Origin of the sequence: Shewanella sp. SG44-2, from assembly GCF_014164215.1 — a bacterium.
GTDB classification, from domain to species: Bacteria; Pseudomonadota; Gammaproteobacteria; order Enterobacterales; family Shewanellaceae; genus Shewanella; species Shewanella frigidimarina.
In genome coordinates this window covers 94768-114835 of record NZ_JACJEU010000010.1, presented here as the reverse complement: position 1 = coordinate 114835, position 20068 = coordinate 94768, and the positions used below count along the sequence as shown (strand labels likewise).

Below are 20068 nucleotides of genomic sequence, written 5' to 3'. Positions count from 1 at the left end.
AATGCATGACAATAACAACTCCGTTACATGCATATTTGGTGGAGTAAAATAACAATGGATGTATATATGATGAAGAACACATTAAAAGTAGTATTACTCACCTCTATGTTGCCTTTTGCTGCATCAGCTGCAGAAGAACTAACACCTTGGTATATCGGTGGTGGTGTAGGCGTCAATAACTATGAACCTAGCTGCGACCAAAAAACCATGAAAGTATGTGGTGAAGATGACCCATATGCTTGGGACTTGTTCGGCGGTTATTTATTCAACGAATACATTGGTATCGAATTAGGTTATCGTGATCTAGGACGTGCTGAATGGACTAATTACGATACTAAAAGCTACGATGTCGGAGCTACCGGCGTTAGTTTAGGTGTAGTTGGTTTTTACCCACTTGCAGACAAGTGGAGCTTATCATCAGAAGTAGGTACTTATAGCTACCTATTAGAAAACCAACAAACAGTTAATGGTCAGAAATTAAGTGATTCTGGCGTAGGATTATTTGCTGGCGCTGGTGTTGGTTATAACTTTACCGACAATCTTAAGTTAGAAGCGAAATATCGTCGTTACGAAAATTTAGACGCTGACGCATTAAACAACTTAAAAATGGAAAGTAACTATTGGGGTCTAGCTCTAAGCTACCGTTTTGGTACGATTACTCCAGCTCCAGTTGCTGCTCCAGTTGTTGTTGCACCAGTTGTTGTTCCACTTGGTGATGATGATAAAGATGGCGTAACAAACAACATCGACAAATGTCCAGACACACCATCAACTCACAAAGTTGATGCTACTGGTTGTAGCGTTTATGAAAACGTTACAACTAAGTATGACTTAGGTGGTATTTTATTTGCTAATGATTCAGCTGAAATCCGTGCTGGTTCGTTTGCTGATTTAGAAAAACTTGCTGACCACTTAACTAAATACCCACAACACACTGTATCTGTTCAAGGCCATGCGTCTAACGTAGGTAAAGCAGAATACAACATGAAGCTTTCTGAGCGTCGTGCGGTAGCAGTTGCAAGTGCACTAAACAAAAAATATGGCATTAGCATCAGCCGTATCAGTTCTGTTGGTTACGGTGTAACTAAACCAGTTATGCAGGGTAGCTCAGCTGAAGCTAACCGTGTTAACCGTCGTATCGAAGCTATCGTGACGGGTACTGAAAAGCGCGTAGTATTACGTTAATTGTAATATAGATACGCTATACTTTAGAAGTCGCTGCTTGCAGCGACTTTTTTATTTTAAGAACAACGTAAAAACCAGTACACCAGTGACTAACACTGACGTTGCGGTATTAGAATTGGAAGTATGTTCCGTATAATCTGACCGATTCTGTCTATTTAGCAACAATAATGGCTTTAAATAAGCGAAAATAACGGATAATTTCGTAATTTTTTTACAAATAAAGTTGGAATAATCCCTAAAATCGCTTCTAATAAAGGCATTGATCTATATTCATTGCTTAACGAGAGGAAATTTCCATGGCCAATGCACTCGCGCAACTCAAATCATTCACGACCATCGTTGCTGATACCGGCGACATCGAAGCTATTAAACGTTACCAGCCTGAAGATGCAACAACCAACCCATCACTCATTTTAAAAGCCTCGCAGATCCCTGAATATGCTTTTCTTATCGAGAATGCTATCGAATGGGCTAAAACTCAAAGCCACAGTATTGAACAACAGATTGAAGATGCCGGTGACAAACTTGCTGTGAATATTGGCGTAGAAATTTTAAAGCTAGTGCCAGGTCGTATCTCAACAGAAGTCGATGCTCGCTTATCATTTGACAAGCAACGCTCAATCGACAAAGCGCACAAGCTAATCAAATTATATAAAGATGCCGGAATTGATAAATCACGTATTTTGATCAAATTAGCTTCTACTTGGGAAGGCATTTGCGCAGCAAAAGAACTTGAACAAGAAGGCATCAACTGTAATCTAACATTGCTATTCAGCTTTGCTCAAGCAAGAGCTTGTGCAGAAGCTGGCGTATACCTTATTTCGCCTTTTGTGGGTCGCATCTTAGATTGGTATAAAAAAGACACAGGTCAAGATTACACTGCAGAAACCGATCCTGGTGTTGTCTCTGTTACTGAGATTTACAACTACTACAAGCAGAACGGTTATAACACAGTTGTTATGGGTGCAAGTTTCAGAAATATCGGTGAGATTATCGAATTAGCCGGTTGTGATCGTCTAACGATTGGACCAGCATTGTTAGAAGAATTAGCCAATACTGATGTAGAAATTATCCAGAAATTGGTTGCAACGCCAGCAACACAGTCTGCTCCAGCTGCGTTAACTGAAGAACAATTCCGCTGGGCATTTAACGAAGACCCAATGGCAGTTGACAAGTTAGCAGAAGGCATTCGTAATTTTGCCATCGATCAAGGCAAACTAGAAGTTATGCTAAAAACAAAATTAAGCTAGTTGGAGGCTTTACTCGTGACTACACTGACACAAAGAACGACTTGGAAGGCGCTACAAACCCATTCAAGTCAACTACCTCACATGCGCGAATTATTTGCCCAAAACCCACAACGTTTTGAGCAAATGAGCGTTGCGGCTTGTGGTCTGTTTTTAGATTACTCTAAAAACCGTGTGAACGATGAAACACTTAAGCTGCTATTCTCTCTCGCTAAAGAAGCAAAACTGAGTGAAAAAATTACTGCAATGTTTAATGGTGATGTGATTAACAACACCGAACAGCGCTCAGTATTGCACACTGCATTACGCAGTAAAGCAACTCAAACGATTATTGCTGAAGGAGCGAATATCGTTCCTGAAGTGCAACAAACATTAGCTAAAATGGCTAAGTTTGTTGGCTCAGTGCAATCAGGCGAGTGGAAAGGTTATACCGGTAAAGCGATTACAGATATCGTCAGTATCGGTATTGGAGGTTCATTTCTTGGACCTAAAATTGTTTCACAAGCGCTTAGACCATATTGGCAAGAAGGACTGAATTGCCATTTTGTTGCCAACGTAGATGCGACATCTATTTGTGAAAAATTAAAAAACCTCAATGCTGAGACCACATTGTTTGTGATGTCGTCAAAATCATTCAGTACTCAAGAGACTCTAACCAACACCCTTAGCGCTAAAGATTGGTTTTTAGGCCAGGGTGCAAGCCAACAAGATGTGGCTAAACACTTTGTTGCAGTAACATCTAATGTAACAAAAGCCACTGAGTTTGGTATGGACGCAAACAACATATTCCCAATGTGGGATTGGGTTGGCGGACGCTACTCATTATGGTCAGCCATTGGTTTACCTATTGCGCTACTTGTTGGTATGGATAACTTTACGGCCTTGTTAGATGGCGCGCATCAAATGGATCAACATTTTGCTGATACGCCTATCGAACAAAACATGCCAGTCATCATGGCTATGTTGTCAGTATTGTATGGTAATTTTCATGGTGCTCAATCACATGTCATTTTAACCTACGATCATTACTTACGTGGTCTTCCAGCTTATTTCCAACAACTCGACATGGAAAGTAATGGTAAATCAGTGACTCTCGATGGTACTGACGTTGATTACAGCACCGGTCCCGTTATTTGGGGCGGTGAAGGCACTAACGGTCAACATGCATACCACCAGTTACTACATCAAGGCACTGCACTTATTCCTGCTGACTTTATTATGCCGTTGCAAAGTCATAATCCGTTGGGTGAACATCATGACCAACTTGCATCAAACTGCTTTGGACAAACCCAAGCCTTAATGCAAGGTCGTACCTACGATGAAGCACTTGCTGAGCTAAGTAATAGCAAGCTTGATGAGCAACAAAAGCCGCTTATAGCCAAACATAAAGTAATGGTTGGTAATAAGCCAAGTAATACCTTATTGATGGATAAGCTAACGCCAACAACATTAGGTGCGTTAATCGCGCTATATGAGCACAGAACCTTTGTTCAGGGTGCTATATGGCAGATAAACTCATTTGATCAATGGGGTGTAGAGCTAGGTAAGCAATTAGGCAATGATGTGCTTGAACGAATTGGTGCAGACCACGATGCTACCGATTTAGATGGATCGAGCAATGCATTAGTGAACCTATACCGTAAAGGTAAGCTATAAAACAAAAACTAGCCTTGAATAAAAACCTCAGCTTGCTGAGGTTTTTTTATGCGTTTTTGATATCGAATTCACTAAACTGTGATTTATTAGTAACGTAAATGCAACACAACTATTGCACCCTATAGCTGAAATATGGTACTTATTTGTGCAGAGACATCATAATAACAAGGGAGGTTACCATGGATCGATTAGACTATGGTGGTGCGCTAGACGAAGTTGTTGAAAGACCAACCCGTTCAAAAAGCTCGTCAAAAAAACGCAAATGGCGTGAAATTGAAGCCATTAAGGATAAGCAGCGTTTACTCAAGGAATTGCAAGATATTGATGATTCATTCGATTTCGACGTTAATACACTAGTGCTTTAATTAGATCCCATCACACTTAACCGTAAAATCGATTAAAAGAGCGCATAATGCGCTCTTTTTGTTTGCCAAGATTTATAGCTTGCCTATTCAATGCACATCATTGCCCTCTAGCCCAAGGGCAATAACATCATTTATTATCTGCATGTTCAATATAGGTCCGTAAATCTTCAAAAATCGTTTTATCATTATCATTAAATAACGGATCTTCAATTAACCGATTTTGACATAATACGGTTATTTTTTGCCAATCGTTATTATCTAATGCCTTAACAAAATTCGGAAAGACTTCTCGTTCTTCATACTGCATATGCAATTGTTGTAGTTCAATATACTCTTTAAGATCATTAATCAGCTTGTCGCGCGAGATAACCACATCCGAAAGAATCATATTCAAGCTATAAACTAAAGCACCCGATGCCTCAGCCAAACGATGATGTTCATTATAAAGTTGGCCACAATTCGCTAAACCCGTTTTATTACTGTAATAATCGAAAATAATATCTTCCAACGGGTGATGACTATGCTCAGCATAGCCTTGCATATACTCAACGATATCCCTAACCAGATTAAAATTAACTCCGTTACCTTCAGCCAATCGAGTCAATTTATTCGAAAGGATATTCAACAAAATGGCAATATGCTTATGATCGCGCATTAAACGTTGCAACATAACCTTCTCCCGTCATCTATCTACAAAACACCAATGTATAAATAATAGCCAATAATGAGTCTTTTACTAATCTACACTGGGATAAGCATAATGAGGTATGACCAAGATCATAATATTGGAATATAAAAAAACACCTAATATCAATCCAATTGATATTAGGTGTTAGATATCTGAAACTAAGAGGTTACTTTAGCACAGCAAACATATGCGCTTTAAGCTGCTCAAAGTCAGCATCTAATTCTGCTGATAAAATCGTTTTTTGTGCCACCGCAGCTAATTCAGGAGGTAACGGTAAATTAATGTTCAACTCACGGTCAACCACATCTTTAAACTTAGCAGGATGCGCTGTACCAAGAAACACCCCAGTTTCTTTACTAGTTAACCCAAGCGTTAATGCATGAGCTGCAATCGCCGCATGGGGCTCTGATTGATAACCCAACTGATAAAGTTCTGCTAAGGCGCCAGCGGTGGCATCTTCAGAAAGAGCCACGCCAGTTACCAATGATAACGGCCAGCCCATTTGCTCACAAATCGCTTCTACACGAGGCCAATTGCTTGGCTCTGACACATCCATAGCATTAGACATGGTCGCCACGGTTTTATGTGGTTGCCATTCACCACCAGTGAGATAACGCGGTACCGTGTCATTGCTATTGGTTGCAGCAATAAAACGCTTAATTGGTAACCCCATGGCTTTAGCAAATAACCCAGCGGTTAAGTTACCAAAATTACCACTGGGTACAGACATCACAAGCTCATTATGTCCAGCTTGCTTTGCTTGCGCTACCGCTTCAAAGTAATAGCATATCTGAGCTAATAAACGACTAATATTAATCGAATTAGCAGAATTTAACGCTAAGCCGTCACGAACATCACTGTCATCAAAAGCTTGTTTAACCAGATGCTGACAAGCATCAAAGTCAGATGTTACTGCCACGGTATGAATATTTTTACCTAAGGTAGTAAACATCTTTTCTTGCAGTTCACTAATTTTACCTTTTGGGTATAACACCATTACATTGACGTTATCTAGGCCGTAAAATGCATCCGCTACTGCAGCGCCAGTATCACCCGATGTTGCGGTTAAAATAGTCAGTTTTTTATTGCCGGCAAGTAAATCAACGCATTGAGCCATAAACCGCGCGCCAAAATCTTTAAACGCTAATGTCGGACCATGAAAAAGTTCTAAACAAGCACGTTTATCATCAACCTTAACGAGTGGTACATCGAAGGTAAATGCTTTATCTACAAGCTTATCAACATTCTCCTGCCCGAGTTCATCTGCTAACCAAGCACCCAAGACTTTTTTGCTTCGCTCAGCAAAGGGTAGTGCCAGTAATGCATCAATATTGGATAGTACAGGAATGGACTTTGGGAAAAACAATCCTCTATCTTTACCTAAACCCAGTTGAACCGCTTGACTGAAGTTAACTACCTGCGATGGGTGTTTTAAGTTATATAATTCCATTGCGACTGCCTTTTAAATTTCAATATCAATAATGTGAAAGAGAGCGTTACACGCAGCGCGTGCCAAGTTTATCTAATTTACAAACGTGAGCAAAACCACCTTGCTCAGATATATAATGTTGCATTAGCCAGTTTTTAGCTTTTTCTGCGGTGGCTAAATCGTCAGTGACACTAAACAATGTGGGGCCGCTGCCAGAAATACCGCTAGTCAACATGCCTAATTCAGCTAATGCTGTTCGCGCTTCGATATAACCCGGAATCGCAGACGCTCGATAAGGTTCGGCCAAAACATCTTTCAGCATTTCAATTGCCAAAGCAGCGTCTTGCTGATAACTCGCGTGAACAAATGCACTTAAATAACGACCAAAATCAATCGCTACAGACTTATCATATTGCTGCGGCAGCAACTCGCGCATTTTGGCAGTAGATAATGAAATTCCCGGATAAGCGATAACCCAATACCAGTTATCAAAACTTGGAATAGCAGCGCATGCTTTGTTACTGGCATTAAGCATTAGCTGCATGCCGCCTAAATAGCATGGCGCTACATTGTCATAATGCACGCTGCCAGATATCTTCCCTTCAAACTCGCCCATCAATGCTAATAAGGCTTGCTGGTTAAAAGGCTGTCCAAAATGTTCATTTAAGGCATATAACGCAGCGACTACAGAGCTGGCACTAGAGCCTAACCCACTGCCTACTGGAAGGTTTTTCTCTAAACAAACAGTTACACCATCTTGGCGCTGTAATTTATCTAAAAAAAACTCAGCACATTGGTAAACAATATTGTCCTTACCATCACTTGGTAATTTATGTGCCCATTCACCTGTTTGGCTATATTCAACCCCGCTGGCAGCGACGCTAATCATCACTCTATCGCCCAATAATGAGCCGTCAATCGGCGCCAATGCAGCGCCTAGCAAATCAAAGCCAACACCAACATTGCCCATAGACGCTGGAGCATAAACAGTAAGCGTGTCTTGGCTTACTTTTAACGTTTGATTCATAACCCAACCTCACGAGTCCAGTTTAAGGTTCTTAATACGTCAGCAAAGGCCCCGGCAGCAGTAACATCGGTACCAGCACCATAGCCTCTTAATACAAAAGGAATTGGTTGATAATAACGGCTATAAAATGCCAGCGCATTCTCGCCACCTTTAACACTGTATAATGGATCAGTTGCATCGACTTCAACAATTCTGACATGGCATTGCCCGTCTTCAATTTGGCCAACATAACGCAGCACTTTACCTTCGGTTTTAGCCGCCGCGACTCGAGCAGAGATAAGGTCATCTAATGAAGCAAGATTCGCCATAAATTGATTAACATCGCCTGAGTCGTCAAAATCAGCAGGCAATACAGATTCAATATTAATGTCTTCAAGCTCTAATGGCAGGCCAACTTCACGAGCAAGAATGAGTACTTTACGAGCGACATCCATACCACTTAAATCATCACGAGGATCGGGTTCAGTAAAACACTTGTCACGCGCAATCGCAGTCGCTTGCGATAAGCTCATACCGTCATCTAACATACCAAAAATGTAGGATAATGACCCAGACAAAATACCATTAAACTTATGTAGCTTATCACCGGCATACATGAGTTTTTTCAAGTTATCGATAACCGGTAAACCAGCACCTACCGTCGTTTCATACAAAAATTGTCGACGCTGAGTTAAAGCCGTTTTACGCAATGCTTGATAGTAAGCATAATCACGAGTATTCGATTTTTTGTTTGGAGTAACAACATGGAAACCGGCATTCATCACATCAAGGTAACGGTCTGACACTAACTCGCTTGATGTACAATCAACCAGTACAGGATTAAGTAATTGCTGCTCTTGCCCCCACTCAAGTAGCTTAGCTAAATCATATGCTTGGCCCTTCTCGGCCAGTAATGACTGCCACTCGCCAAGTTCAATACCTTCACTATTCAACAACATTTGGCTCGAATTAGCGATCCCACATACACGAATACTAATGTGCTGTTCTTTTAACATCGCACTCTGCTGCTTGATTTGATCGAGTAATCCAGCACCCACATTACCGCTACCGACTAAAAACACATCTAAATACTGCTGAACATCGAAAAATGCTTGATGACATGCACCAATGGCATGCTTGGTTTTTTTCTGTTGAATAACGGTAGAAATTGATCGCTCTGATGAACCCTGAGCAATAGCAATGATATTGACACTGGCTTTAGCTAGTGCTGTAAAAAATTTAGCCGCTACGCCCTTATGGGTTTTCATACCATCACCAATCAAAGACACTATCGCCAAATCTTGACGCAATTCAATCGGCTCAAGTAATTCACTTTTTAATTCAAGCTCAAATTCTTGTTCTAGTGCCCATTTGGCTTTATTTGCTTGAGAAGTAGAGACACAAAAACTGATACTGTATTCAGATGAGCTTTGGGTAATAAGAGAAACCGAGATGCCACTGCGAGAGATAACCGCTAAAGTCCTGCTTGCCATGCCGACCATGCCTTTCATTCCTGGGCCGGAGACGTTAAACATGGTTTGATTGTCTAAATTTGAAATCGCTTTAACTTGTAGACCTGTTTTATCATCATCATTAGACACCAATGTACCGGGAGCTGACGGATTAAAACTGTTTTTGATATAACAAGGGATTTGATATTGAGCAATTGGCGCAATCGTTTTAGGGTGCAATACTTTGGCGCCAAAATATGAGAGTTCCATCGCTTCTTGATAGCTTAATTGTGACAATAATTTAGCGTCGGCCACAACACGTGGATCAGTGTTATAAACTCCATCCACATCAGTCCAAATTTCACAACTTGAGGCATCTAAACATGCCGCCAGTACCGCAGCTGAATAATCAGAACCATTGCGGCCTAATGTGACGATCTTGCCCTGAGCATCTGCAGCAGTAAAACCAGGCATCACCCAGACTCGGTATTGATCAAGCGGCAATAAGGTAAAGCGAGGCTTGCTAACCGCAATATCGACTACAGACTCCAACGGCTGACCATGAGCTAAAAATAACGCGACTGGATCTAATTGTGCTGAAGTAATGTCTTTCGCCAACATTACTTGTTCCATTAATGCTGCTGATAAGCGCTCTCCGGTCACCACTAATTCAGCACGAACACTATCAGGGCATTCTCCCAATAACCTGATGCCATACAACTTATCTTTCCAAACCTGCATTTGCGCAGCTAATTTCTCGACCAATAATTTATGTTGAACGGCTGTAATAAGTGAAGTGGCATCAGAAAACAAACCACTAAATACACCATTGATATGGTCTAACACTGGCTGATAGTCTTGTTGATTAACAGCGATATCAACCATTTCTAACAGTGCATTGGTTACTGTTGCAGGAGCAGAAAGTACCGTAGCAACAGATTCTGTCGAAGCCGTATCAGCAATAATGTCTGCCGCCATCGAAAAACGAGACCAGTTCGCCAACGATGTTCCACCAAATTTCATTACTTTCATGTTGCTCTCCTTGCCACTTTAAAGTGACAACATTAAATTAAAATCAAATATCAGAATTAAAAACAAAAAAGCCCGCTTCAGGTGTTAGAAGCGGGCTTTTCATGCAAAATCTTTTAGGGTGTAATCAGCCCGCCCCCACTATGGTAATAGTGGTGGTTGTAATGGTTGTAATTACAACGAGCATGAGGGTAAACATTTGATGATTCTCTTCGTTAGGATAAATGTTAACTGCCGATAATATTTAATTAGATTAAATAGCTGATCCACGTTGGCTAACAGAATTGCTTTTTTAACCTAATGTTGTCAACCCCTCATTACAGTTTATTTACTAGTTATTTTTCAAGTAGAGTTGATTTTTTTAACAATCAAGTTGTTAAAAATCTAAAATCGGTCGCCATAACCATTATTGACTGCCCAATCTAACGTTGACGTAAACGGTGAAACAATAAGTAAAGCCAAGTAAGTTCAACAAATACAGAATGATACAAGAAGTAGTTTAATACGTACTCATAAAAAGATTACCAATAGATGTACTACCAAGATGATTTATCCGCCTTATCCATTTTCATCACTAATTAGATGATTTATTTTCAACATGAACTCAATAAAACATGCAGCATAAGACAAAATAAAAAAAGCTGTGATTCAATAACCAAAAACTGATGTTAGCCATCGCAGCCTGATATCAAAATACGGTATGATACTCACATCACAATTGGAGGCGATATGAAAATTACAAAACATGCGGCGGTCACTATTCATTACCGCTTATCTGATGAGCAAGGTCTATTAGTAGAAAGTTCATTTGAAAGTGAACCAATGGTTTACTTACATGGCACTGAAAATTTAATTCCTGGACTTGAATCAGTTTTAGAAGGTAAAACTGTTGGTGAGAATATCGAGGCAAAGATCCCTGCGGAACAAGCCTATGGCGAATATCACCCAGGTTTAAAGCAAGAAGTTCCTGTCAGTGCATTTGGTGATGTCGAAGATATCGTTCCAGGTATGCGTTTTATCGCTGAAACTGAAATGGGTCAACGCCCTGTTCAAGTCATTGAAGTGAAAGATGATGTCATCGTTGTTGATGGCAATCACCCTCTAGCGGGTCAGTCACTGCATTTTAGTGTCGAAGTTATCGCTGTAAGAGAAGCTACAGCAGAAGAACTATCTCATGGACATATCCATGCAGAAGGCGGCTGTGGTAGCCATGGACATGATCACGGACACGACCATGAATCATGTGGCACAGAAAAACCTGGCTGTGATGGAAATGGCGGCTGTGGCTGTCGTTAATTCATTATTGATTAAATAGATAAGTTACTCATTCTATCTTTAATGTCTATTTGTCAGTAAAAAGGTTGAAACATCGTAAGGCATTGTCTAGTTACTAGGCAGTGCCTTTTTGTTTAGGTTATAGTTAGCTCGTTAATCACATCAATTAGTCAGATTTATTGTATCGACCGTTAAGGATAACTTGGGGGTACAATCCTTACTAATTGACTCCCAATATAATAATTAATACCTAGCGACGGAGTGCTTATGTTAATTAAACCGCTGTATGAATTACTGCCGTTCACTTACATGCTTGTAGGTAGTGTTAGTATTTTTTTACTCGAACCAAATTATGCACTTATTGCTTCAATTGTAGTGTATTTATATGGTGCACATATTTACAACTTACGCTCCAAGAACCGTAGAACCGACCCCAAACGTAAACGCAAATCAGGATTCATTCCCGAAACAATTTATGGTTTATTACCCTTTATTTACGTGTTGGGTGCTGTGAGCCTTTATCGGTTTTACCCTAGAGATTCCAGCACACTTTTTGCACTGTGTTTAACCACCTATGGTGGATACCTATTTTTAAGACGTTTAAGTTATCGTCACCACAGATTACCGCGAGGAATTAACCAATAGTCAGATTAACTATTGCGGTGAGGATCAAAAAGATTAACTGAACAAAAAACATGAACATTTGATTAGCAGGAATTAATGCTGAAACTAATGTCATTAACATTGATGAATGCCTATTTGATTTTATGAGTAACACTTCAGGCTCGATAGGTAATAAAAACACCTATCGAGTCAGTTATATTGGCAATTTATTAGCATTGAATTATCAGCACTGAGGACTGGAATATTGTGTCGATGCACATCGATGGTTAATTGCTTAGCCTAAAATCAATTTTTTAACTAAGTCTCTTTGATGTATTGGCATATTTTTTAAATAATTTGAACACCGCGTAATCGTTGCAATACTCACTTGATGTTCTGCAGCAATTTGTCTCTGGCTCAACTCCCCTGCTAATAACGTTTGAAACACCTGTAAACGTCCAGAAACCGCACTACGTTCTTCTTCAGTTAATAACAAATGAAACAACACCGACAAATCATCTTCATTTGCATGGGTTAATATTTTTTCTACTACTAAATTCCAATTGGCACGCATTGTTTTTCTCTTTTTAGTAATGCCCAGACATTACAAGTGTACCAAGGAACGACGCCGATTAGCAAAATTGCTAGCGATAAACTTGTAATGAAAAATGAAAAATAACTGCGGTATGCTATTGATGAAAGATATCGCAAAGTGCTTATAAAATTGTGTAGAATGATGTGTAATACCCTCATAACTAAGCGCTAAAAACTCGACTAATTATTAGGCTGAACATTTAATGGTTAGCACTTTAGTTAAAATTTAGCTTAATTATGTGGATATCTGTGCTTATGGAACCAGTACCACCCACAAAAAAGTGAAGGATGACGATGAAAAAAATATTACTAACGGTTGCGGCAACCGCAATGATAATCCCTGCTGTGTTTGCGAATAATTTTGAAGAACCTGCAGATGCCATTGAATACCGCCAAGCTGCTTTCGGCTTAATTGCTTATAACTTTGGTGATATGGGCGCGATGCTAAAAGGTAAAAAACCTTTTGATGCAGCAGTATTTAGTACTCGTGCAGACAATGTTGCAGCGCTATCAAAGATACCACATGAAGGTTTTATTGCCGGTTCAGATAAAGGCGATACCGAAGCACTAGCAAAAATTTGGCAGGATAAAGCCGATTTTGATAGCAAAATGACTGCATTTCAAGATAATGCTGCGGCATTAGCTGTTGCAGCTAAATCAAGCGATCAAAATAACATTAAACAAGCTTTTGCTAACACAGGTAAAAGCTGTAAAGGTTGCCACGACGTTTACAAAAAAGACTAATCTATTTTGCTACTGAGTGAATCAGTCTCTAATTTGATTGGTTAGCTATAGCAAGTAAAAGTAGCTCTGCTCAGTAGAAAAATGAAAAAAGCCCATCTTTATGGGCTTTTTTATTGGCTTTAGTTTGCCTGAAATTATAAAAAACTGACCACAGGCTCGAGAAGTAACCACCAAATAGCCGCAAATATGGCTAGCACGATAACTAACGCCATCCAAGGCGAACGCAATGTAGGTGAAGCGACCTGTTCGGTAACTTGTTTATAACCACTGAACATGGCTTTAAGTATATTGTCGCCCTTAAACACATGCACTAATACGGCAATGATATGCACCGCAGCCAAAGCCAGAATAAGATTGAAATTGGTTTTATGCAACCAGGTTAGCCACCCAGCTGTATCTGAGGAAACTAGATATATCAGCGGGCCTTCAGTAAAAATATCATCAGTTGCAAATAAACCCGTTGTTAACTGCAACACAAGTGTTCCCAGCAACACAATCACCATATAACCACCTAATGGGTTATGCCCAAGTGATACAGGTTTAGGTTGGGCTTTCGCGTAAGCGATAACTTTATTAGGTGCAACAAAAAAATGTGTAAACTTAGCGGTGTCACTTCCTATAAAGCCCCAAATTAATCTAAATGTAATCAGTGTCATCAATAGGTACGCCAATATTTGATGCCACTGCATTTCACCTATTTCAGCTGTCCACCACAATCCGCCAACTAAACACACCATAGCCCAATGAAAAAAACGTGTTGGAAAATCCCATACCTTTATTTTTTGTTGTTCTATACTCATTAATAACCTGCTTATTACTATTGTTTACTGACAAATTATAAACTCATCAGTAGTAAATAAAACAAGAAGGTTTACAAACTAATACAAATAAACATGGTTATGTAGCTAAAAGAGACAATGAAAGAACCTTTACTTTACAAAGAGAATAAAGGGGCATGTGTAGAGTATTTGAGAATAAGACCAATCCATACAAAATCGTGTTTTAAATTGTATAAAAAAACTTCAACAAAGCTAATTAAGTATTAACTTATCCATTCAAATATGGGCCTATATTCACAGCATTACAAGCATATTTTAAGCCTTTTTTACTCAAAACGTCTAAGAGATCAAATATGCAGCACTCGACATTTACAGTCAACAAAAGTGTGATGCAGATCACTATTTTTATGGTTAACCTTGGTAATCTGAAGTTAAGCAAACAACAAGAAGGTTCTAAATATGCTGAAAATCACTAGCAAACAACTTGAAGTCACTGCCCTTATCCGTGAACGTATTGAAGGACGATTAGAAAAATTAAGTCGACATGATATTCAATTAATTAACCCGCACATCATTATTACTCAAGAAAAGCAGTTATTTAAAATAGAGGCATCAGTTGGATTACCTAGTGGAGATTTATTCGCCCAGGCAAAAAGTGAAAACCTATACGCAGCAATTACTGCAATGGGACAAAAGCTGGAAAAACAGCTAAATCGCCTGACCCATAAACCCCAGGCTCAACGCCATGTATCATTACCAAATGATACTGAAAGCGAATTTGAGTATGTCTATAAGGAGGAAAACGCCGCTTGATATTATTTCTCTCTCACCAGCGCACCTTCGGGTGCGCTTTCTTTTGTCTATAATCCAGCACTCAAGCCTTGATGAGTAAATTTACATTGACAGTCGCCTGTCAGAGCTTTAGTTTTACTTCATGAACAAAAAAATATTCAGCCTTTTTATTTTCTTTTTTATTCAGCCCACCCCTGGAGGCGGATTTTCTGTGTAAAAACGAAAATGAAAATTCTAAAGCCTCCCAACTGGGAGGCTTTTTTGTCTTATAAACTCTGCCGTATCTAGTCATGCGCCAGTATGTAGCGTCACATTGAGGTCAATATGCAAAAACCACCTGAGTTAAGTCAAACTCGCGAACAGATAACTGCACTGGATAAATCCTTATTAGCGTTACTATCTCAGCGCCGCCAATTGAGCCTAAATGTTGCACGCAGCAAAGAAGTTGATGTTAGACCTATTCGAGATACACAACGAGAGAAAGAGCTACTTGAAAGACTCGTGCAGCAAGGGCGTGACCAAGGACTTGATGCGCACTTTGTGATATCGCTTTATCAAAGCATTATTGAAGACTCAGTGTTATTTCAGCAGACGTATCTTCATGGTAGAGCAAACCCAGACACTCAAAAGCAGCAATATACTGTGGCTTATTTAGGTGCAAGGGGTTCTTACTCTTACTTAGCGGCAAGCCGTTACTGCTCACGCCGTCAGGTGGAAATGCTAGATTTTGGGTGTAAAAGTTTTGATGAAATCGTTAATGCCGTCGAATCAGGTCATGCCGATTATGGCTTTTTACCAATTGAAAATACTTCTTCAGGATCTATCAATGAAGTGTATGACGTACTTCAACATACAACGCTATCGATTGTGGGCGAAACGACTATTGAAGTGAGCCATTGCTTACTCACTAAACCTAACAGTAAACTATCTGATATCAAGACTATTTACGCTCATCCACAACCAATCAGTCAGTGCAGCCGCTATTTGAGTCAGCACCCACATATCAAACTTGAATATTGTTCTAGTAGTGCTGAAGCTATGACAAAAGTTGTCGAGGCAGACAACAACACTGTCGCAGCAATAGGCAGTGCTGAAGGCGGAGCGTTATACCAATTAATTGCAATGGAACAAGGTTTGGCAAACCAAAAAATCAACCAGAGTCGTTTTATCGTTGTCGCTCGAAAAGCTTCTGCGGTGCCTTCTCAGCTGCCAGCAAAAACCACCTTGATCATGGCAACAGGACAGAAACCTGGAGCATTAGTGGAAGCACTACTGGTACTTAAAGCTCATAATTTGAATATGAGTAAGTTAGAATCTCGTCCGATACCAGGGACACCATGGGAGGAGATGTTTTACCTCGATATTGATGGCAACTTAGCGACTACCGAAGTACAACAAGCAATTAAAGAGTTAGAGCGCCTTACACGTTTTATCAAAGTATTAGGTTGTTATCCTTGTGAAACTGTTAAACCGACACAATTATCGCAAGCTCAGTTATTGATTGAACCCGGTAGCTCTAAACAAGAGCCAATCAAGACGGTACCCCATAGCCAAGCTAAGCATTCACGCGACTATAAATCACAAGATACTCAATTGTTTTGCCAGCACTTACAAATAGGTGCAGGACAATTTAGCGCATTACAACAAATTAACTTACCGATAGATAATACCGAACTGGCTACGCAAGCAAAGCACATCAAAGAATCAGGCTTTCAAGCTATTGTGCTCAATGATTTAAAACAACAACTCAATGAACAACAATTAAAGCAGCATGCACAGGTCATTGAACAAGCCGGTTTATTATGTGTAATGCAAATAGACCAAGAACAAGAATTTATCATTGCGAGCCAATTAGCAGATATGCTGATATTAAGTGGTAAACAAATGTATAACCCAGACATGTTAACCTTAATTGGTTCCGTCAATTTACCGGTAATATTAGAAAGAAATACCATGGCTAGTATTGATGATTGGCTACAAGCTGCCGATACAGTCCTTAGCCACGGAAATCAACAGCTCGGGCTATGCGAATCAGGTGTACGCAGTTTCACGCACCCAGAGCAGTTAAGCCTCGATTTGGCTGGATTGGTTGAGGTGAAATCTCGCAGCCATTTACCCGTCATCGTTAACACCAGCTTCAGCATTAATGCTGCACTTCTAAATACTCATGCAAATGCCGTTAAGCAACTTAATGCTGATGGAATTATATTGTTACATCAGGATGGAGTATCGCAAGCTGAAATTATTCATGGTTTATACCAAGCAAAGTAACGATTAAATAACCAAGAATGACACACATAAAAATGCCGAGAAAATTCTCGGCATTTTTATGACTCGCAATTGTAAAAGGTAATTAGTTACTCAAGTTTACTCAATAATTATACTGCTAGGCCATCATTTAAACTTATCCAGCCTTTAAAAATACGATAACTGAACCAGCTAACACCCAGTAAATACATAGGTAAACTCAGCCATAATGGGCTAAGCCAATATCCTGCAATAAAAAATGGGCAGAGGCCAATAATACTCATGCGTTGCCAACGTAGATGGCTACCCAATACAGAATCTGGATTGACGTTCTTTTGGATTAAATTAAGCCAAAAACTCAATAATACTGGCACAAAAAATAATGGAAAAGCGCTCATTAAACCGTAAAGAAAATGCCCTAAGGAATTATCTTCAACCTGTTGAACAGGTAGCATATTCGATGGCATCATCGACATGGGGTAACCTCCAAAGGTAACTAAGTTTATTGAGCTAACACTGCGTTATTTGGCGACGGTGTTAATTAAACATAAGCTTTGTGTCACTATTTGGCAATATTTAGTTCAATTAATAATGCTTCACTTAACGCTATCCAGCTTTCATATCATTAACAGATTGCAACATGGCGCGGCTTTCATGTTGGAACTGCGGCGCAAAATCACCAAACCATTTAGCGACACGCTGGAACTGCTCCACAAAGGCTTGCCTATTACCCGTTTGCAACATTGTTAATGCATCACGATAATTATCAAGATAATCACTAATAGCGTGTTGACTACCTGGTTGAGCAAAAATTATATCGGCATAAAGCTCCGGATCTTGAGCAAATAAACGACCGACCATGGCTAACTCTAAACGATAAATCGGTGAGCTAAACTGTAATAAGTTACCAATATCAGCTTCTTCTTTGCACAAGTTGACACCATACACGAATGTTGAAAAGTGACGCATAGCCTGCACTAGCTGCATCGCTTTATCATGACGCTCTGCTTCAGCTTCAACTATACGTGCCCCCCAAATTTCAATTTGTTGTAGTAACCATTGATACGCTTCTTGATGACGACCATGACACACTACCACCACCTGTTTAGCAAGACTGCCAACATCAGGGCCAAACATAGGATGCAGACCTACTACAGGGCCTTTGTGTGCCGCTAACATTGCCGTTAAAGGTGCTTCTTTAATCGAGGTGAGATCAGCTAAAATACAATTTTCAGGTAGCTGCGTTAACTTGTCGCGGATCACTTCGCACGTCACATTTATGGGTACGGTAACAATCACTAATCCTGCACCATCAAAAATGGCGGCGGCATCTTGCCAATCATTTTTATCTATACTTTTAACTTCATAACCAGAAAGAACCAACATTTGGCTAAATAACTGTCCCAGTTTGCCCTGACCACCCACAACGACCACATGGCCAAGATCTTGCTTAATCTGCTTAAACCCAACATCTTTTTCATTTAGATAAGATTCGCGCATAAGTCGACGTAAAATATCTTCAATTAACTGTGGTGAGACATTCATTTTTTGTGCTTCGTCTCGACGTTTAGCTAACATCGATGCTTCACGCTGTGGGGCATAAATAGGTACACCAGCCGCATGTTTTACGGCACCAACTTGCGCCACTAAATCGAGACGTTTACGTAATAAATGCAGTAATTGTTGATCAACGCCATCAATTAAATCACGAAGATGCTCTAAGCCTGCTGTGGTTTTTTCATTCATCTGTTTATCCATTAACCGTTAACAACCTGCAGCGTCTCAAAACGTGTTGGTAATACTGCAGACAACTGGTTAGCGCCTTGTCTTAAAATGGTTTCGGTAGTTTCCCAATCAATGCATGCGTCAGTGACAGAAACACCATACTTTAGCTCTGCTAACGGTTTATCTGAACTCTGATTACCTTCATTGAGGTTACTTTCAAGCATAACACCGATGATAGATTTATTGCCTGCTTCAATTTGGTTAAATACATCTTCGCAAACGTTTTTTTGACGTTGATGATCTTTTGATGAATTACCGTGACTGCAGTCAACGACTAAACGAGCACTGAGTTTGGCTTTATGAATTTGTGCTTCACTCTGAGCAACACTGTCAGCATCATAGTTAGGTGCTAAACCGCCACGCAAAATAATGTGCCCATCTGGGTTACCGGCTGTTTGCAACAGTGAAACTTGACCTTCTTGGTTAATGCCCATGAAGCGGTGGCTGCTGGCAGCTGATTTTAATGCATTAATAGCCACTTCCAACTTACCATCTGTGCCATTTTTAAAACCAACAGGCATCGACAAACCTGAAGCCATTTCTCGATGAGTTTGCGACTCAGTGGTTCTTGCGCCAATTGCAGACCAAGTAACTAGCTCGGACAAATATTGTGGACTGATCGGATCCAGCGCTTCTGTCGCGATAGGCAATTCAAGTTCAGCAAGCCAAATCATGAGTTCTCGAGCCATTCGGAGTCCTTTCTCGACATCAAATGACTCATCCATATCAGGGTCATTAATCAACCCTTTCCAGCCGACCGTTGTGCGAGGCTTTTCGAAATACACGCGCATTAAGATGTAGAAGTCATCACTGAGTTCATCATGTAACTTTTTCAGTTTTAATGCATACTCTTTTGCCGCTGCAATATCATGAATAGAACATGGCCCCGTCACCACAAGCACCCGATTATCACGTTTGTGGACAATATCTGAGACTTGCTTGCGAGCATTTAGAATATATTGATAAGCATGAGTTGATAATGGAAGTTCTTGCTTTAACTCTGCTGGAGTCACTAGCACTTGTTCTGAACTGATGTGCACATTATTAATGGTATCTTGTTGCATACTTATCACTCTCTTTTGACGACAGACCAAAGGTCACTAATAGATTTATTTTTTAGGTATTGGATAGTACAACCTGTATTTTTGTAACGCTACACCATTACACCTTAAAAGCAACTATGCCTGCGCAAA

General features: G+C 40.0%; 18 protein-coding genes and 1 other annotated feature. Of the genes, 9 read left to right on the top strand and 9 right to left on the bottom strand.

From position 1 onward, the window contains the following. Positions 1–66 precede the first annotated feature (66 nt). The 4 genes from H5181_RS10260 (at position 67) to H5181_RS10245 (ending at position 4453) form a co-directional block, all read left to right on the top strand. Entirely contained in the window at positions 67–1185 is a 1119-nt protein-coding gene (locus H5181_RS10260; RefSeq protein WP_123881814.1) for an OmpA family protein, read from the top strand. Between the two features lie 296 nt (positions 1186–1481). Continuing rightward, a complete protein-coding gene (gene tal, locus H5181_RS10255; protein ID WP_059744070.1) occupies positions 1482–2435 on the top strand; it encodes a transaldolase in 954 nt (317 codons plus the stop codon). A gap of 15 nt (positions 2436–2450) precedes the next feature. After that, the gene (pgi, locus tag H5181_RS10250; protein WP_182750949.1) at positions 2451–4088 is read left to right on the top strand and encodes a glucose-6-phosphate isomerase; all 1638 of its coding nucleotides are present in this window, start codon (positions 2451–2453) and stop codon (positions 4086–4088) included. A 179-nt stretch (positions 4089–4267) separates the two neighbouring features. Continuing rightward, positions 4268–4453: a DUF3545 family protein gene (locus tag H5181_RS10245; protein WP_011638350.1), complete on the top strand. Its 186-nt coding sequence runs from the start codon at positions 4268–4270 to the stop codon at positions 4451–4453. Positions 4454–4580: 127 nt separating this feature from the next. Here the strand turns inward: H5181_RS10245 and H5181_RS10240 are convergent, their stop codons facing one another. The 4 genes from H5181_RS10240 to thrA all read right to left on the bottom strand — a co-directional run bounded on the left by H5181_RS10240 (position 4581) and on the right by thrA (position 10059). Next, a complete protein-coding gene (locus tag H5181_RS10240) occupies positions 4581–5123 on the bottom strand; it encodes a hemerythrin domain-containing protein (RefSeq protein ID WP_011638351.1) in 543 nt (180 codons plus the stop codon). 184 nt (positions 5124–5307) lie between these two features. Then, on the bottom strand, positions 5308–6591 hold the full coding sequence (gene thrC, locus H5181_RS10235; RefSeq protein ID WP_182750948.1) for a threonine synthase: 1284 nt from the start codon (positions 6589–6591) through the stop codon (positions 5308–5310). Positions 6592–6637: 46 nt separating this feature from the next. Beyond that, complete coding sequence (gene thrB, locus H5181_RS10230) at positions 6638–7597, bottom strand: homoserine kinase (protein ID WP_182750947.1); 960 nt, start codon at positions 7595–7597, stop codon at positions 6638–6640. Further along, positions 7594–10059: a bifunctional aspartate kinase/homoserine dehydrogenase I gene (gene thrA, locus H5181_RS10225; RefSeq protein WP_182750946.1), complete on the bottom strand. Its 2466-nt coding sequence runs from the start codon at positions 10057–10059 to the stop codon at positions 7594–7596. Before thrA ends, thrB begins: the two co-directional genes overlap by 4 nt. 726 nt (positions 10060–10785) lie before the next feature. Here thrA and slyD point away from each other — a divergent pair. Next, positions 10786–11352 carry a peptidylprolyl isomerase gene (slyD, locus tag H5181_RS10220; RefSeq protein WP_011638355.1) on the top strand — a complete coding sequence of 189 codons (567 nt, stop codon included), beginning with the start codon at positions 10786–10788 and terminating at the stop codon, positions 11350–11352. A 246-nt stretch (positions 11353–11598) separates the two neighbouring features. Continuing rightward, the gene (locus tag H5181_RS10215) at positions 11599–11976 is read left to right on the top strand and encodes a hypothetical protein (RefSeq protein ID WP_011638356.1); all 378 of its coding nucleotides are present in this window, start codon (positions 11599–11601) and stop codon (positions 11974–11976) included. Between the two features lie 253 nt (positions 11977–12229). Here the strand turns inward: H5181_RS10215 and trpR are convergent, their stop codons facing one another. Further along, positions 12230–12508 carry a trp operon repressor gene (gene trpR / locus H5181_RS10210; protein WP_011638357.1) on the bottom strand — a complete coding sequence of 93 codons (279 nt, stop codon included), beginning with the start codon at positions 12506–12508 and terminating at the stop codon, positions 12230–12232. 314 nt (positions 12509–12822) lie between these two features. Here trpR and H5181_RS10205 point away from each other — a divergent pair, with 314 nt between their 5' ends. Further along, positions 12823–13272: a cytochrome c gene (locus H5181_RS10205; RefSeq protein WP_011638358.1), complete on the top strand. Its 450-nt coding sequence runs from the start codon at positions 12823–12825 to the stop codon at positions 13270–13272. Positions 13273–13406: 134 nt separating this feature from the next. Here H5181_RS10205 and H5181_RS10200 read toward each other — a convergent pair whose 3' ends face one another. Further along, positions 13407–14072, bottom strand: a complete 666-nt coding sequence (locus H5181_RS10200) for a cytochrome b/b6 domain-containing protein (protein ID WP_011638359.1) — start codon at positions 14070–14072, stop codon at positions 13407–13409. Positions 14073–14510: 438 nt separating this feature from the next. Between H5181_RS10200 and hpf the strand changes: the two genes are divergently transcribed. Beyond that, on the top strand, positions 14511–14864 hold the full coding sequence (gene hpf / locus H5181_RS10195) for a ribosome hibernation-promoting factor, HPF/YfiA family (protein ID WP_011638360.1): 354 nt from the start codon (positions 14511–14513) through the stop codon (positions 14862–14864). Between the two features lie 123 nt (positions 14865–14987). Beyond that, positions 14988–15109, top strand: a sequence feature (Phe leader region). Positions 15110–15167: 58 nt separating this feature from the next. Continuing rightward, positions 15168–17114 carry a prephenate dehydratase gene (gene pheA, locus H5181_RS10190; protein WP_011638361.1) on the top strand — a complete coding sequence of 649 codons (1947 nt, stop codon included), beginning with the start codon at positions 15168–15170 and terminating at the stop codon, positions 17112–17114. Between the two features lie 107 nt (positions 17115–17221). Here the strand turns inward: pheA and H5181_RS10185 are convergent, their stop codons facing one another. From H5181_RS10185 to H5181_RS10175, 3 genes are all read right to left on the bottom strand, one after another. Further along, positions 17222–17566: a hypothetical protein gene (locus H5181_RS10185; protein ID WP_011638362.1), complete on the bottom strand. Its 345-nt coding sequence runs from the start codon at positions 17564–17566 to the stop codon at positions 17222–17224. Positions 17567–17696: 130 nt separating this feature from the next. Next, positions 17697–18836: a bifunctional chorismate mutase/prephenate dehydrogenase gene (gene tyrA / locus H5181_RS10180; RefSeq protein WP_041413153.1), complete on the bottom strand. Its 1140-nt coding sequence runs from the start codon at positions 18834–18836 to the stop codon at positions 17697–17699. 11 nt (positions 18837–18847) lie between these two features. Beyond that, a complete protein-coding gene (locus H5181_RS10175; RefSeq protein ID WP_011638364.1) occupies positions 18848–19939 on the bottom strand; it encodes a 3-deoxy-7-phosphoheptulonate synthase in 1092 nt (363 codons plus the stop codon). Positions 19940–20068: the final 129 nt, after the last annotated feature.

Coding starts and splice junctions, on each gene's coding strand:
- H5181_RS10260 (WP_123881814.1), top strand. CDS start 67: ATGATGAAGAACACATTAAAAGTAGTATTACTCACCTCTATGTTGCCT.
- tal (WP_059744070.1), top strand. CDS start 1,482: ATGGCCAATGCACTCGCGCAACTCAAATCATTCACGACCATCGTTGCT.
- H5181_RS10245 (WP_011638350.1), top strand. CDS start 4,268: ATGGATCGATTAGACTATGGTGGTGCGCTAGACGAAGTTGTTGAAAGA.
- H5181_RS10240 (WP_011638351.1), bottom strand. CDS start 5,123: ATGTTGCAACGTTTAATGCGCGATCATAAGCATATTGCCATTTTGTTG.
- thrC (WP_182750948.1), bottom strand. CDS start 6,591: ATGGAATTATATAACTTAAAACACCCATCGCAGGTAGTTAACTTCAGT.
- thrB (WP_182750947.1), bottom strand. CDS start 7,597: ATGAATCAAACGTTAAAAGTAAGCCAAGACACGCTTACTGTTTATGCT.
- thrA (WP_182750946.1), bottom strand. CDS start 10,059: ATGAAAGTAATGAAATTTGGTGGAACATCGTTGGCGAACTGGTCTCGT.
- slyD (WP_011638355.1), top strand. CDS start 10,786: ATGAAAATTACAAAACATGCGGCGGTCACTATTCATTACCGCTTATCT.
- H5181_RS10215 (WP_011638356.1), top strand. CDS start 11,599: ATGTTAATTAAACCGCTGTATGAATTACTGCCGTTCACTTACATGCTT.
- trpR (WP_011638357.1), bottom strand. CDS start 12,508: ATGCGTGCCAATTGGAATTTAGTAGTAGAAAAAATATTAACCCATGCA.
- H5181_RS10205 (WP_011638358.1), top strand. CDS start 12,823: ATGAAAAAAATATTACTAACGGTTGCGGCAACCGCAATGATAATCCCT.
- H5181_RS10200 (WP_011638359.1), bottom strand. CDS start 14,072: ATGAGTATAGAACAACAAAAAATAAAGGTATGGGATTTTCCAACACGT.
- hpf (WP_011638360.1), top strand. CDS start 14,511: ATGCTGAAAATCACTAGCAAACAACTTGAAGTCACTGCCCTTATCCGT.
- pheA (WP_011638361.1), top strand. CDS start 15,168: ATGCAAAAACCACCTGAGTTAAGTCAAACTCGCGAACAGATAACTGCA.
- H5181_RS10185 (WP_011638362.1), bottom strand. CDS start 17,566: ATGTCGATGATGCCATCGAATATGCTACCTGTTCAACAGGTTGAAGAT.
- tyrA (WP_041413153.1), bottom strand. CDS start 18,836: ATGAATGAAAAAACCACAGCAGGCTTAGAGCATCTTCGTGATTTAATT.
- H5181_RS10175 (WP_011638364.1), bottom strand. CDS start 19,939: ATGCAACAAGATACCATTAATAATGTGCACATCAGTTCAGAACAAGTG.